This window comes from Campylobacter troglodytis (assembly GCF_006864425.1).
GTDB lineage: Bacteria > Campylobacterota > Campylobacteria > Campylobacterales > Campylobacteraceae > Campylobacter_D > Campylobacter_D troglodytis.
Map to the genome: position 1 here is coordinate 1 of NZ_QHLI01000002.1, position 15,324 is coordinate 15,324.

General features: G+C 35.7%; 12 protein-coding genes and 2 pseudogenes. 1 reads left to right on the forward strand and 13 read right to left on the reverse strand.

What is annotated here, in order from left to right:
- The 8 genes from DMC01_RS00475 to DMC01_RS00510 all read right to left on the reverse strand — a co-directional run.
- Nucleotides 1–863, reverse strand: an 863-nt coding sequence (locus DMC01_RS00475) for a hypothetical protein (RefSeq protein WP_142692352.1), incomplete at its 3' end; no start/stop codon positions are given.
- Nucleotides 860–1,681 (reverse strand): hypothetical protein, encoded by an 822-nt coding sequence (locus tag DMC01_RS00480; protein ID WP_142692353.1) that lies wholly within the window; start codon nt 1,679–1,681, stop codon nt 860–862. The genes DMC01_RS00480 and DMC01_RS00475, both read right to left, overlap by 4 nt.
- Nucleotides 1,678–2,007, reverse strand: a complete 330-nt coding sequence (locus DMC01_RS00485) for a hypothetical protein (protein ID WP_142692354.1) — start codon at nt 2,005–2,007, stop codon at nt 1,678–1,680. The genes DMC01_RS00480 and DMC01_RS00485 overlap by 4 nt, the downstream gene beginning before the upstream one ends.
- 164 nt (nt 2,008–2,171) lie before the next feature.
- On the reverse strand, nt 2,172–2,936 hold the full coding sequence (locus tag DMC01_RS00490; RefSeq protein WP_142692355.1) for a UbiX family flavin prenyltransferase: 765 nt from the start codon (nt 2,934–2,936) through the stop codon (nt 2,172–2,174).
- A complete protein-coding gene (flgA, locus tag DMC01_RS00495; RefSeq protein ID WP_246058917.1) occupies nt 2,933–3,601 on the reverse strand; it encodes a flagellar basal body P-ring formation chaperone FlgA in 669 nt (222 codons plus the stop codon). Before flgA ends, DMC01_RS00490 begins: the two co-directional genes overlap by 4 nt.
- An 11-nt stretch (nt 3,602–3,612) precedes the next feature.
- Nucleotides 3,613–4,386 (reverse strand): MetQ/NlpA family ABC transporter substrate-binding protein, encoded by a 774-nt coding sequence (locus DMC01_RS00500; protein ID WP_142692356.1) that lies wholly within the window; start codon nt 4,384–4,386, stop codon nt 3,613–3,615.
- Nucleotides 4,387–4,396: 10 nt separating this feature from the next.
- Nucleotides 4,397–5,167: a MetQ/NlpA family ABC transporter substrate-binding protein gene (locus DMC01_RS00505; RefSeq protein WP_142692357.1), complete on the reverse strand. Its 771-nt coding sequence runs from the start codon at nt 5,165–5,167 to the stop codon at nt 4,397–4,399.
- 41 nt (nt 5,168–5,208) lie between these two features.
- A complete protein-coding gene (locus DMC01_RS00510) occupies nt 5,209–5,985 on the reverse strand; it encodes a MetQ/NlpA family ABC transporter substrate-binding protein (RefSeq protein ID WP_142692358.1) in 777 nt (258 codons plus the stop codon).
- Between the two features lie 513 nt (nt 5,986–6,498).
- On the opposite strand from DMC01_RS00510, the gene DMC01_RS00515 reads away from it, so the two are divergent.
- Complete coding sequence (locus DMC01_RS00515) at nt 6,499–8,121, forward strand: AAA family ATPase (protein ID WP_142692359.1); 1,623 nt, start codon at nt 6,499–6,501, stop codon at nt 8,119–8,121.
- Between the two features lie 1,736 nt (nt 8,122–9,857).
- Here DMC01_RS00515 and DMC01_RS16290 read toward each other — a convergent pair.
- The 5 genes and pseudogenes from DMC01_RS16290 to DMC01_RS00530 form a co-directional block, all read right to left on the reverse strand.
- A pseudogene (locus DMC01_RS16290) lies at nt 9,858–10,086 on the reverse strand (IS1595 family transposase); the annotation flags it as partial.
- A 62-nt stretch (nt 10,087–10,148) separates the two neighbouring features.
- Complete coding sequence (locus DMC01_RS16295; RefSeq protein ID WP_427846082.1) at nt 10,149–10,313, reverse strand: hypothetical protein; 165 nt, start codon at nt 10,311–10,313, stop codon at nt 10,149–10,151.
- A gap of 3 nt (nt 10,314–10,316) precedes the next feature.
- The gene (locus DMC01_RS16300) at nt 10,317–10,463 is read right to left on the reverse strand and encodes a hypothetical protein (protein WP_427846083.1); all 147 of its coding nucleotides are present in this window, start codon (nt 10,461–10,463) and stop codon (nt 10,317–10,319) included.
- A 151-nt stretch (nt 10,464–10,614) separates the two neighbouring features.
- The gene (locus DMC01_RS00525) at nt 10,615–12,099 is read right to left on the reverse strand and encodes a TolC family protein (RefSeq protein WP_142692360.1); all 1,485 of its coding nucleotides are present in this window, start codon (nt 12,097–12,099) and stop codon (nt 10,615–10,617) included.
- 127 nt (nt 12,100–12,226) lie between these two features.
- A pseudogene (locus tag DMC01_RS00530) lies at nt 12,227–15,313 on the reverse strand (efflux RND transporter permease subunit); the annotation flags it as partial.
- Between the last annotated feature and the right edge of the window lie 11 nt (nt 15,314–15,324).

The following is a 15,324-nucleotide window of genomic DNA, read 5'->3' on the forward strand; positions in this document are numbered from 1 at the left end:
TTAATTTCTTTGTTCTTTAATGGCTTTGAGGAATCATAATCTTTGATGATGAGTTTAAAAGAAAATGTGTCGCTTGAGTGAGGGTTTAAAGGCTTGAAAGCTTGAGTGATAGCTTGGTTGGGGGTGGGAGAGCAAGATTTAAGAGGGGGTTTTTGATTACTTGATGAATTATTTGTTATATTTTGATTATGTTCGCATAAAAACATTATGCATTTTTCATAGTCTTTTTGCTTTATTTGATCCTGTTTAATGGAGTGTAAAATCGCCTTAGCTGCTTTTTGAGTGAGTGCTTGTTTTTTTAAATTTAAGCTGTTTGGATCTGATTCAATAAGAGACATTATATATTGCCACGCTTCATTTACTGTGTTTTTTGTATTTTGCCAAAGTTGTAAAGCATTATCTCGTAGGTCAATATAAATCTTGTTTAATAGCCAAGTAAGAATGTAAGAAATTATTATACCTGCGATAAAAGCTACCGCACCAGATGAAGTCAAAGCAGTTAATATCCCAACCACAATCGTAATTCCACCCAAAACGATTGTTTCTATTACACTCACATCCTCATTGCCTATATTTAAAGTAGAACCTTTTATTCCATCTTTGACAACAAAAATAATCTTTATGTGTATAGAAGCTGTTTTAGTTGCAATTGCACTAATAGTAGAATCCATCATACTTAACATATTGAAAAGATAAGTTTTTAGTAAATCCTCATCTTTTTCTTCTTTGATTCTAATCATCTCATCTTCGCTCATACATTCAAAAAATTCTATTTTACTGTCTTTTATCATAGGTTTATCATTTGTAGTGTAGTTTAAAGCTATGCCATAAGTTCTTATTGTTTTTTTGTCATATAATTTCACATTTCACCTTCTTTTAGAGGATACCTAAAAGCATATATCCACATTCTATGCCATCTTGCAATGATTTCATCTGAGTTAAATTGCATTTTGTCATTTAATTCTACATAGATCTTATCAATATTATTCATACCAAATTTACTAAACTGCAAACAAAAATAAGCCACTAGATATTTGGTGAAAAAAGTATGTTTGTTGGTATCAAAAATCATAGGTCGCACAAAGGATAGGTTTATCGTTTTTGTGCTTGGCGTAGTTTTCATTAACACTAAGCCTTCTCTATCTAACTTAATATTGCCAAATATTTTATATTCTAATATTACATAATTTTCAAATAATAAAATTCGTTTTAGCAAAAATGGTTTAAAGAAATAAAAATGATATAACACAATAGCCATAAAAGGTGGAGCAATAAAAGAGAGCATAAAGAAAAATACATAAAAAATAAACATAAATAATCCCCCAAAAATCCACGCACAATAAGATCTAAAATTGCCTTGATACTCACAGATCAAAATAGGATTATTTTTATTTATGTACTTATTTGCTTTTGTGTGTCGCCATATTAAATAGTAGCAGTAAAGCAACACTAAGCAATATAATAGCAATATTACTTCACTAAATACTTTTAAAATAGCAAACCAAGTTTTTTCGCTATGCTCTTGTATCTTAGCTATAATCACTATGCCTAGTATAAACATTATAGCATTCATATTGGCAAATACTGTATAAAGTATGTTATTTAACTTTCTATCTCTATCACTGCCTAGCCCATCAAATAAAAGCGGATCAAAAGCTGCTTTTGTGTTTTTGTTTTTCATATGCTAGTGTCCTCCTTGATATGTTCGCAAGCACCTATTTCTATCAATGCTCTTTCATTAGATTTGCCCTCTATTTTTGCTTGTAGAAAGCTTACTATACCTGCATTCATTTTGATCTTTGCTATTGGAATATACTTAAAATGCTTGTTATATGCTTTATTATCAAAAAGCTTATCTACTTTTGTGACAGCATAAGATTTGCTTATTGCAACCCCATAAGTAGATATGTTTTTAATTATCCCAAAATCCCTACTAGATATAGGAATTTGCTGAAATTGATTGCAATGACACTCTAATCCTTTGTATATGGTTTTATCTCGTGGCACTATTTGCATTCCTTAATATATCTATTTTAGCAAAATCTATATAATTTTTTGAATCAAGATACTTTAATGGGATTTTCTCTTAGCAATTTTAATAAATTTTGTTAGGTTTAATTGAGCCTTATATTTATGTGTCCATTTTTAGCAAAAATTGCACGAGTTTGCATTTAGGGGTTTTGCCATTTTTGATATAAGTCGTGCTTTATTTCAAGTAGATCTAGCCATTTACCTATGATGAATTTTCGTAAATCATTTAAACTTGTGGCATTTGAGTAACTTGCAAACACAGGTGGGGCGATGATAACACCCATTTTAGAAAGCTTTGTCATTTGTTTGAGCACGAGCGTAGAAAAGGGCATTTCACGCACAGCCAAAATGAGCTTTTTACGCTCTTTAAGAGCCACCGCTGCACTTCTGCTTATCAAGGTGTCTGATATGCCTTGTCTTATCTTTGCCAAGGTGTTTAAAGAACAAGGTGCTATGATGGTAGCATTTATGCCAAAGGACCCACTTGCTACGCTTGCAGCTAAATTCTCATCATCAAAAAAATGCGTTTTGTGTAGGGCAAAATTTTGTTTGCAAATGCTAATAAACTCATCATTTTGGCTTAAATTTTGAGCTTTCAGCTTGTTTTTTTTGCCTTGCAAGTCTATGGTCGTTTCGCACCTTGTGTCCCCCTTGGATTTGCTTTGTGTAAATTGCTTCACCTTGCTTTTGGCTAATTTGTCATTATGCAAGCTTGAATTTTCGCCTTTAAATTCACGCAAAGCTCCTTGTAAGATCAAATTCTCAGCACAAAGGCTTAATCTTGCGTTTTTGCTAAGTATGGCAAAAAGCTCATCGTTTGATCTTGTGTATTTTTCAAGCGCATTAAGCAGATAAAAGCCTAGCTCAACGCTACTTGCTCCACTTAAGGCTACTAGGATCTTCACTGTAAATTCACCTGATTACGATTTATGATCAAGGCTTGCATAATTTTTCCATCCTTGTTTCTTACCTTGATGAGATCCCCTTCATTTCCCGATTCTAAGGCTACAAGCTCTATGATCATTTTTATCTCATTTTCTTCAAGTATGCCTCTTAAAATGGCATCCTTTTTGACAAGATAATTTGCCTTAAACATATTTCGTCTTAAAATGCTGTTCTTTTTTATATTTGTTCTTGCTAGTAAATTTAGATCATCATCCTTATAAATAATAGCAGGTGGCACCTTGTCAAAATCCACAAGGCTGAGTGTATAATCAGCCCCTGTGAGAACATCTCCTCTTTGAAGTTCTTTATTTGATCTTAAAACCTCAAGCTTTGCCTTTATAAAATATCTAAAAAAAACATTTTTTTTGATATTTTCAGGGGTTTTAAACTCAGCCCTCACATAGCCGCTAGCCCTGTCAAATCTTCCTTGGGCTAGTTTTAAGAAGTAATATTTGTCAAAATTTTTGGGTAAGTTTGCATTGCTTAGTTGTATGTCGTTGATTATAAGTCCTTGGAATTTAAACTTAAATTCTTGTGCCAAAGCAAATTTAATTTGCTCAAAATGTAGCTCATTTGCAAGAAGGGCTAAGCAAAAGCATATTAAGCACAAGAAGATCTTTTTCAAAGGACTAATCCTCACCAGGTAGGAATGACGCTACCCTCGTATTTTTTAAGTATAAACTCTCTTAACTCCTTTGTTCTTAATGCCTCGTGAAGTAGTTTCGTTTTAGCACTTTCTTTATCTTGCTGCCTTACGACTACAAAATTCGCATAGGGGCTATCTTTTTTCTCTAAAAAGATGGCATCTTTCATAGGATTTAAACCATAATCAAGAGCATAGTTTGTGTTAATCACAGCTAGATCAGCATCATCAAGCGAGCGAGGAAGCTGGGCGGCTTTTAGCTCTTTGAATTTAAGCTTTTTGGGGTTGTTGATTATGTCCTTTGGGCTTTTAAAGCCCTTAGATTTACTAAGCTCAATTAGTCCTGCTTGTTCTAGGATTTCTAAGGCTCTGTTTTCATTTGTGGGATCATTTGGCACTGTTACCAAGGAATTATCCTTTAACTCACTAAGTGTTTTAATCCTTTTTGAATACACCCCCATTGGAAAGATGGCCACACTTGTAGTTGCGATTAAGTTTGTATTTTTGCTGTGATTAAACTCGTCTAAATAAGGCTTATGCTGGAATAAATTCGCATCAAGTTTGCCCTCGTTTAAGGCAACATTTGGCACCGCATAGTCTGTAAATTCAACGATTTTAAGCTCATAGCCTCTTTTTTCTATGAAAGGACGAGCAAATTCCATGATCGCATCAAAGGGAGCAGGGGTTACACCCACGACAATAGTTTCTTTAGCAAGGCTTGAAACGCCAAGCAAAAAAGCCAAGAGTAAAGCCTTTATTTTCATCATTGCATCCTTTTTAAAATGTGGGAATTACATTGCCGCCATACTTTTTGAGTATAAACTCACGCAGCTCTTTTGAGTGTAAAACCTCGTTTATAGCCTTTGTTTTCGCACTTTCTTTATCTGCCTTTCGCACAGCGATGATAATGGCATAGTTGCTATCCTTATCCTCTATAAACAGTGCATCCCTAACAGGACTTAGCCCATAATCTAAAGCATAATTTGTTGGGATGATGGCTAGGCTTACATCATCAAGCGAACGAGGTAACTGGGCGGCTTTTAGCTCTTTGAATTTAAGCTTTTTGGGGTTGTTGGCTAGATCTTGTGGGGTTTTAAACCCATCTTTTTCTTTAAATTCAACAAGCCTAGTTTTAACAAGTAGCTCAAAGGCTCTATCTTCATTTGTTGGGTCGTTTGGAATGCTTACCAAAGCACCATTTGGCAAGTCTTTAATGTCTTTAATGATTTTAGAATACACGCCCATAGGCACTAGCACCACACTTTGCGTAGGCACTAAATCCGTGCCATTGCTTTTGTTAAACTCATCTAAATAAGGCTTATGCTGAAACAAATTCGCGTCTAACTTGCCCTCGTTTAAAGCCTTGTTTGGCACAGCATAGTCTGTAAATTCAATGATTTCAAGCTCGTAACCCTTTTTAGCAAACAAGGGCTTTGAAAATTCAAGGATCTCAGCATAAGGAACAGGAGTAGCCCCTATGACTAGCCTTTCTTTTGCAAAGGATGCCAAGATAGCAAACAAAAGGGCTAAGATTATTTTAGTATTCAACTTTTAACTCCAAAGCCATTATTTTAATCTATCATTTTAGCTCAAAAGGCTGGTATCACCGCACCTTTGTATTTGTCGGTGATGAATTTTTTAACCTTTTGGCTTTGCAAGGCCTTGATCAAAGCCTTTGTTTTGGCACTGTTTTCGTTTCCAGCCTTTACCACAAGCATATTTACATAGGGGCTTGAACTACCCTCAAGCACAAGTCCGTCCTTTGTTGGGCTTAAATTTGCAGAAAGGGCGTAATTAGCATTAATCACAGCATAGTCGGCATCTTGCAAGGCTCTTGGAAGCTGGGCTGCTTTTAGTTCTATGAAGTTAATTTGTCTTGGATTGCTTGTAAGATCCCTTACAGTTTTCAGAGCACCTTCTTTAAAGCTGGCCACCCCTGTGCTAGCTATGACATCAAGGGCTCTGCTTTCGTTTGTGGTATCATTTGGAATGGCTATCTTGGTGCCGCTTTTTAGATTCTTCGTATCAAAGCTTTTGTGCTTTGTAGAATACACAGCCATAGGCTCTAAGTGAATGCCAGCTACGGCTACTAGCTTTGTTTTGTTGTTTTTGTTAAACTCGTTTAAATAGGGGCTGTGCTGAAAGAAATTCGCATCAAGTTCCCCACTCCAAGTAGCTACATTGGGCTGGACATAGTCGTTAAACTCCTTAATGACAAGCTCGAAACCTTCTTTTTTCAAATCATCCTTTATCAAGGCTAAAATTTCAGCATGAGGCACAGGGGTTGCACCCACAAGCACTTTTTGCGCACCAAAGGCGGCAGTAATACCTAAGAAAGCCGCTAAAACTAGGGTTTTTACTCTCATTTTGAACTCCTTAATTTTTCTTTAAATTATACTGAATTTAGTTGAAAAATGGTAAATGAAGGGACTTTGTTGGCATTTAAATTCAAATGGGCATTTAAATTCAAAAGAAAGTTAGGGTAAAAAATTTTGACAGTTGATACCTTTATACTTGAATTTTAATCTTCAAAATTTTAAAAGCTTTAAGCAAGAATAAAGCTTGAATTTACATTTTAAAATAGCTGACAAGAACTAGTTTAAGGAAGCTTTTTCTAAACAAAAGAACTAAGAGGCTTTGTTAGAAATATAATTTCATATGATTAAAGGCTTAATTTTTTAGCCAAAGACACTTAAAAAGAATTAGTTTGTTTAAAATTAACACAGTTTAAAAAATAACTAAAAGGTATTTTAGGCAAAACATTTACACATTCTCTAAATTTAAGCAATTTTAGGGTAAAATACGACAAAAATTCACAACAAGGCTACAATTTCGTAATTTATCCTTAAAGGATAAAGAGCCTTCAAGGGAGCAAAAGCTTGAATAAAAACAAAAAAATCATCCTAGCATCCTTAGTTGTTTTATGCCTACTTTTAGGCATCATTTACCTCAAAAACGAGCCTGAATTCATAGACAAGGCATTTTATCAAAGCCTTTTGGAGCAAAATGCCATCAAAGAAGCCACCTTACAAAGCAATGAAATCGTGATAAGTGCAGCAGGGCGCAAATACGCCATCATCAAAGAAGGCATTGATATGAACGAGCTTTTAAGCCGTGTGCCAGTCCGCCCCGCTAGGGAGTTTGATACTAGCTTTTTTATCTTTATTTGCTGTGCCTTGCTTGCTATGTTTGCAAGTGCTGCCTTTTGGGTGCGTAAAAAGCAAGTGGATAAATTTCCCATCAAAAAGCCAGCCCAAGCTCCCATAAATTCAATAGACAGCCTAAATAGCATAAAGCCTGTCATTTCAAGCGTGAGCTTTGAGGATGTCGCGGGCGTTGATGATGTCAAGGTTGAGTTAAGCGAGATAGTTGATTTTCTCAAAAATCCTAAAAAATACAAGGAATTTGGGGTTAAAATGCCAAAAGGCGTGCTTATGGTAGGACCTCCTGGCGTTGGTAAGACGCTCATTGCCAAAGCCGTAGCTGGCGAGGCTAGTGTGCCGTTTTTTTATCAAAGCGGCTCGTCCTTTGTGGAAATTTATGTAGGAATGGGCGCAAAACGCGTGAGGGAGCTTTTTTCAAGGGCAAAGGCTATGTCGCCAAGCATTATTTTCATCGATGAAATAGACGCTGTGGGAAAAGCAAGGGGCGAGGTTAGCAATGTCGAGCGAGATAGCACCCTAAATCAGCTTTTAACTCAAATGGACGGCTTTGAGGACAATAGCGGCGTCATAGTCATAGCAGCGACAAATAAAATAGAGCTAATGGATCCTGCCTTGCTTCGCTCGGGTCGCTTTGATAGGCGAATTTTCATCTCCCTTCCTGATTACAAAGACAGGCTTAAAATCCTTGAAATTTATATGAAGGATAAAAAAAACAATGTGAATTTAAGCCACATTGCCAAAGCAAGTGTCGGTTTTAGCGGGGCTGCACTTGAAACCCTTGTTAATGAAGCAGCCATAAATGCTTTAAGACGAGATGCCTTGCAGGTGGAGGAAAATGACTTTTACGAGGTGCTAAACAAGGTGCTTTTGGGAAAGAAAAAGATTTTATCTTTTAGCGATGATGAGAAGAAAATTCAAGCCACTTATCAAGCGGCAAAGGCTTTGAGTGCTTATTATTTTGACATAGGCTTTGAAAAAATCACTCTCATTGAGGATAGATTTAATGAATATGAGCATCATATAAGGTCTAAATCAGAGCTTTTAAACAAGATAAAGGTCTATCTAGCAGGCTCTTGTGCGATGAAACTGATTTACAATGAAAGCTACACCAACTCTCAAAGCGATTTGATGAAGGCAAAGGAGCTTATAAGCTATATGTTAAGCTTTGATATGGCTGATGAAAAACTGCTTGATGAGCAAAAACGAGAGATTCAAAACTATCTTGGTGCTATGAAGGACAAGATAAAAGCCCTTGCAGAGACACTTTTAGAGCAAGAAAAGCTTGAAAGTGCCGATGTGGCAAGGCTGATAAATGAGGATCTAATAAGCAAGGCTTGAAGATTGTGTGAATTTTACTTGTTCTAGGCTTGATTTTAAAGTATGGCAAATTTGGATTTTAGTATGAATTTAAAATGACTTAGAGCTTGAATTTCTAGGCTTTGAAATGTGGTGTTTGTTTGAAACCCTTTGTGGATTTGAATTCTAGCTTGAATTTAAGGTGGGTTGAATTTAAAGGTCTCAATTGCATTTAAGGTAATTTTGGATTATCAAGTTTAATAAATTTGGCTAAATATACTTAAAATGGGATTTTGACTTATGAATTTTAATAAATTTTGATGAAAATTTGATCTTAAAATTTTTAGCATTTATCTTAATTTTCTTTATTTTGGCTAAGGGATTAAATTTTATGGCTCAACCCATATTAAGCGGATATTTTCTTATCAGTTTTGATAAAATTTTGGCTCAAAAGGCTCAAGGTGCTTTAATAAGATTTTCTCTTATCGACTTTAACAAATTTTAATGAGTATTTTGTCCTAAATTTTTTGTCTTAATTTTGTTTTAAGTTAAAAACAAAATTTTCTCTTTTAGCCTTTAAATTTGGTTAAATTCAACTTAGCAAACTTCTACTACTCAGTTGCAAGAGCGTGAAGTAAAAAATTCACAGTTTCATTGATTTGCTTTTGTTTGCTTGTAAATTCGTTTTTATTGTGTTTTACTTTATAGTATGCTTTTGTGCCTTCTTGCGAAGACAAGAGCCAAATAAAAATCCACTAATCCATCATAAACCTTGAAGCCATCGCTATAAATCTCGCACTCATCAAGCCTTATCCCTTATGATAGGCAGTAATTCTTTTACAAAGCAATGCTTCACTATCTATGTATAAACTCGTGTAATTTCGTTTTAATATATCTTCTCGCAAAGTTACAATACAGTAGCACGAAATGAAAACACAGATGTTTTTTCAGCACTAGCCCCACTCCACTATCCTAGCCCCTTATACTACACAGTTGCTAATGCAAGGAAGCAAAATACCTCACAATTTCTCTGCATTATATCTGCGAAATTTGCAAAATAAGCTTTGTTTTTCATAGGATGTAACTTAAAAATGCTTTAATTTAAAATTCATTGAGCCTTGCTTTATTAAAATCTTAGAAGATCGCATTAGCGTTTGCACTCATTGAAATGAGGATTTGAGTTATAAATATAAATTTTGCGAAATTTGATTTAGTTAAATTCAAGGTCTAAGAAAGAAAATTTTGCCCTTCATTTTAAGGACATAGATTTAAATATAAGGCGAAAAATTTAAGGATAAAATTCTCATCAAAGTTTATTAAACTTGATGAGAAAAAATCCTATTAAAATATCTTGAGCCATTAAAATTGATAAGCCAAAATTGCATTAAATTTAATGAAGCCTTAAAATTTAAGGACATTTATCTTTAAAGATTTTTTAAGCTTGTGAGTGTTAATGCAACTTTTTTAAAAAGCATTAAATTTTATCAAGCCTTGCTAGATTCTAAGATGTAGCCCCAGCAAAAAGATCTCAAAAGGGATTTCGCAAGATTTGAACTTCGTTAAGATGTGTTTATTTAAAAGCAAGAATTGATAAGCTAGTTTAAAAATGATGAGAGCAACAAATACCTCAAACTCCCTTAAATTAATCTATGAAATTCAAAAGCAAGGCCTTGTTTTTCATAGGCGTTAAGCTAAAAATCCTTTTTAAGTTTAGGCTCAAGATACTCTAATAGGATTTTCTCTTATCAAGTTTAATAAACTTTGATAAAAATTTTGTCCTAAATTTTTCGTCTTAATTCTGTTTCTTTTAAGTGAAACACAAAATTTTCTTTTTTAGCCCTTAAATTTCGCTAAACGAAACTTCGCATAGCTCCAGAAATTCACAATTTCGTTAATGTGGTTTCGTCCGTTTGCAAACTCGAATTTGGCGTGTTTGACCCTGTAATGTGCCTTTGCACACAAATCCACCAAGCCATCATAAGCCTTCCAGCTGTCTCTGTAAATCTCGCATTCGTTAAGCTCCGCAAAGTCCTTTATGATAGGCAATAGCTCTTTGGCAGAGCAGTGTTTTAGTGTATAAACTCGTGCGATTGCGTTTTAGCATACCTTCTGCTAGCAGTTACGAGTGCGTAGCACGAAGTAAAAACACAGGTGTCTTTTTTCCAGCTCCACGCCCCATTTTTTCCACGCACACCACCGAAATAACTCTCATCGACTTCTAACTCACCACTCATTTTCTAAAGAAACTTCGTTTTGCTGATTTTTTCGCATTCTTTGGCTATTAAAATGCGAATTTCACGCAAAATTCTATTCACGCAAACACGAGAAATTTTGCAAATTTCTGCGATTTTTTTCGCCTCTAAATCAAGGCGCAAATACTTCAAAATTCCTTAAATTTCTTTTGAGACAATTCGGGAATGAATCATATATTTATTTTTCATTTTACTCTCCATACTTTAAAATGATATTGTATCAAATTAAAGTATCTTGAGCCTAAGTTTAATATGGACACAAAAAAGCTTTAAATTTAGCTCCTTACTCCCTAAAACTTAGATCCAAATCCCTTGCTTGTTCTTTGATATTAAGGCTTTTTTCATCTTTGACATTAAAGCCTCCACCAAAGGCTTTGATCACATCAACCACCGAGCTTAAAAGTGTATACACCGAGCTTTCATAGCTTAATTTTGCATTTAGATAATTTCTCCTTGCATCAAGTAGATCTGTTAGAGAGCTTGAGCCATTGTCGTAGCGAATTTGTGCGAGCTTGTAAATTTTTTCTTGCGAGCTTAGCAAATCAGCATAATTTTTTTCGTTTTCAAAGGCACTTTCTCTTTCTATCAAAGCAGTTCTGACCTCTGCAAAGACTGTTTTTAGGACATTTTCATAGTTTAAATAAGCCTCATCCTTTGAAAGCTTGGCTAAATTCACATTATAAGTAATCTCACCCCACCTAAAAATAGGCATCAAAGAACTTGCCCCAGCATTCCAGGTAGGACTTGATCCTAAATTATTTAACTCAAGGCTTTGAAAACCAAGTAGCCCTGTGAGTGAAATATTAGGCAAATAAGCAGTTCTTGCTACCCCTACTAAATAATTTCTTTGTTCTAATCTTTCCAAAGCAGCCCTAATGTCTGGTCTTTGAAGTAAAATCTCTGAGCTAATTCCTTGAGGAAGCTCTACCTTAAAGCTTTCTATTTCCATTTGATCAGTAGAAGCATATAAGATCTCATTTAAATCAGAAGAAACAAGGATCATCAAGGATTTATCGTTTGCATCCTTGCTTGTTCTTAGGCTTACAAGCTGGGTTTTTGCACTTTCTAACTGAGCCTTGTAGCTGTAAAGTTCATATTCGCTAATAGCACCTACTTTAAATTGCTCGTTTTTTAGCTCATAAGAGGCTGTGTAATCCTCAACAGTTTGTTCTAAAATTTGTACTTGATTATTCAAATGAACGGAGTTAAAATAAAGCTTAATCACAGTTGAGATCAAAGAAAGTCTAGCTGCTTCAAAATCATATACAGAAGCCTTTAAAGCCCTACTTGCTGCTAGGTAGCTGTCTTTATACTTGCCCCAAAGATCAAATTCATAGCTAAGATTAAAGCCTAGATTAAAATTATTTGTAGTACTTGATACACCAAGTGCTGAGGCATTTTTATTGCTATGCGTTCTTAAGGCATTTCCACTTGCATTTAGCTTTGGAAAAAGAGCACTTCTTTCTATGCCTAAATTTTGAGCAGCTTGCTCAAAACGCAAGAAAGAAAGTTTTAGATCTGTATTATTTTTAAGAGCCTTGACAACTAGGGAGTTTAGGTTTTGATCATTAAAAATTCTCCACCATTCCTTTTCAAATTTAACCTCGCTAAGTCCGCCTGTGTTATTACAAACAGCTCCCTTTGAATTAATGCACTCACTAAGGCTAAGATTGGCATTAAAGCTTGGCTTTGGCTCCTTGTAAAAGGGCTTAAAGGAGCAAGAAACAAAGAAAAAAGCTAGGATTAAAACAGTAAAAGTTCTAAGCATCCTTACTCCTTTTTGTTGTGAATTTATTTACAAAAACCTTAAATTTAGACACTAAGCTAGCAAAAAAAGTTAAAAGTGCTTTGAATTTAAAAAAGCTTGCAAATTTTGACAAATAGCTTCTTGAATTTTCATTAAAGCTTTCTAAGATGTAAAAAAACAGTGGCACAAAGAAAAGTGCTAAGGTCGAAGCAGCTACCATCCCTCCAATAAGCCCTGTGCCTAGTGCGTGGCGACTTTCTGCTCCTGCTCCTGTGGCTATTACAAGGGGAAAAATTCCAAGACAAAAGGCTAGTGAGGTCATACAAATGGGGCGAAATCTCAATCTTGCCGCCTTGACAGCAGCATAAAAGAGATTTTTGCCTTGTTTAAGATGAGCTTCCATTGCAAATTCTACTATGAGTATGGCGTTTTTAGCGGCAAGTCCTATTAAAAGCAAGAGTCCTGTTTGAAAATATATGTCGTTGTTTAAGCCTCTCATCCAAGTAAAGAGCAAAGAACCAAATACAGCAAAAGGCACCGCCGTAACCACAGCCAATGGCACAAGCCATCTTTCATACTGGGCTGCTAGGATTAAAAAAACAAAGATAAGACCGAGCATCATTGAAGTTTGTCCAGCTCCAGAACTTGTTATTTCCTGATAAGCCGAACCAGACCAAGCTATGGTATAATCATCGCCCAAAGTTTCCTTTGCTACTTGACTTATGGCGGCTATAGCCTCACCTGAGGTAAAACCAGCAGCAGGTTCTCCTTGCACAAGAGCTGAGGGAAAGAGGTTAAAGCGCTTAACATCATCAGCACCCGTTGTTCTTACAAGGGTAATTACCGAGCTTAGAGGTATCATTTCCCCATTAGAAGAGCGAACATAGATATTTTTTAGGGATTCTTGAGTATTTCTAAAATCCCCCAAGGCTCTCACATTGACTTGAAAATTCTTACCCAGCATAGGAAAGTCATTGACATAGTAACTTCCAACAGTAGAAGCAAGCGTGGTAAATACCTCACTCATAGAAAGTCCGTAGAATTTAATCTTATCTCTATCTATTTCTGCCTTAAATTGAGGAAAGGTGGTATCAAGGGTTGTTCTAACATTCATAAGATCAGGCCTTTGCCTGGCTACATTTAAAAGCACATTTATATCTTCTTGAATTTGCTCATAGCTCTTGCCTGAGCGGTTTTGCACATACATATCAAAGCCCCCTGTTAGGCTTAGTCCTTGAATTGGTGGTGGATTTACGAAGAAGGTTTGAGCGTTTGGATTCATAAAGTATTTTGCGTTTAGAAACTGTGCAAATTCAAAGGAGCTTTCCTTTCTTTGATCCCAATCGTGCATATCAATAAAAGAAACTGCAGCATTTTCTTTTAAGGAGTTAGTGAAGAGATCAAAGCCTATCATAGACATATTAAATCTTACTGTTGAGTTTTGATCTATTTCTTTTGAGATAGTGTCTATATACTCTGTGGTTCTATAAAGGGCTGAGGCTGGGGGTAAATTTGTGATGGCTATTACCACTGATTGATCCTCATTTGGCACAAGAGAATTTGGCACCATCTTATACAAGCCATAAATTACAAAAAATATCCCCACAAAAACAAGCACAAAGGTCTTTATCCTTTTTAAAACAAAGCCCACTCCCTTTGCAAAAAAATCCCTACTTAGATCAAAAAAGTGATTAAATTTAACTACAAATTTATAAGGCTCGCCCATATTTCTCTTTAAAAAGATTGCACACAAGGCAGGGGTTAAAGTAAGGGCGATAAAGCCTGAGATAGCAACAGCCACAACTAGGGTTAGGGCAAATTGCTTTTGAATTTGCCCCACAAAGCCCTCCATAAAGCTAACAGGTATGAAAACAGCACTTAAAACAAGCACGATTGAAATGACAGGCGTTGTAATCTCTTTCATTGACTCTATGGTTGCTTCTTTTACTGATATATTTTTATTTTCATGTATGATTCTATCGACATTTTCAACCACGATAATGGCATCATCAACCACTATGCCTATGGCAAGAATAAGAGCAAACAAAGTCAGCAAATTTATGCTAAATCCTAACAAATAAAGTCCTATAAAAGTGCCAAGCAAGGAAACAGGCATTGCTATCATAGGAATAACTGTGGAGCGAAAATTCTTTAAAAACAAATACATAACCAAAACCACAAGCACAAAGGCTTCTACAAAGGTTTTAATCACCTCTTTAATGGAGGCTAGGATAAAGGTTGTGGTATCATAGGGTATGTTGTAGGTAAGTCCTGCTGGGAAATTTGCTGCAAGTTCTTGCATCTTAGCCTTTACAAGATCAGCCACTTCGATAGCATTTGCACCAGACTGTAAATTTATCATTATGGGAACGGCAGCGTTTCCGTTTAATCTTCCTTGTGAGTTATACTGCTGTGAGCCTATTTCAAGATCTGCTACATCTTTAAGCCTTAAAAAAGAGCCGTTGGCATTTACCCTTAAAATAATATCCTCAAATTCAGCTGGGGTTTTAAGCTTTGAATTTATAGTGATGGCATACACATAGGGAGCCTTGTTTTCAAGGGGCTCTTCTCCTATCTTACCTGCTGCATATTGGGCGTTTTGCTCGTTAATGGCAGCTATGACCTCACTGGCTGTAACGCCGTATTTACTCAGCAAATCAGGTTTAAGCCACACACGCATAGAATAGTTTTTGTTGCCTATGGCACTTGCATCACCAACCCCTGGAACCCTTTTGAGATCATCTAAGATATTAAGCAAGATATAATTGTAAATTTCAGTAGGATCCATTGAGCCGTCTTTTGAATATACAGAAATTACAGCAAGCATAGAAGGACTTGCCTTTCTCACAGTTACTCCAAGCCTTCTTACGCTTTCTGGTAGTTTGGCTGTAGCTTGTGAAATTCTGTTATTTACATTTATGGTTGCTTGATCTGGATCTGTGCCTATTTCAAAATACACAGTTGATCTCATATATCCTGCGCCTGAGCTTGTGGTGTCGATATATATCATATTTTCAACCCCATTTACCGCATCTTCAAGAGGCACAGCAACCTCTTCTGCTATACTTCTTGCATCAGCTCCTGTGTAGGTTGCTGTGATGCTTACTGTTGGAGGGGTTAGGGCAGGATACTGCTCCATAGGTAAGATCTTAATGCAAATTGCTCCTGCTAGACAAATGATGATGGCAACAACAGAGGCAAGAACGGGTCTATCTATAAAGAATTTAGAAAACATTTTTTACCCCC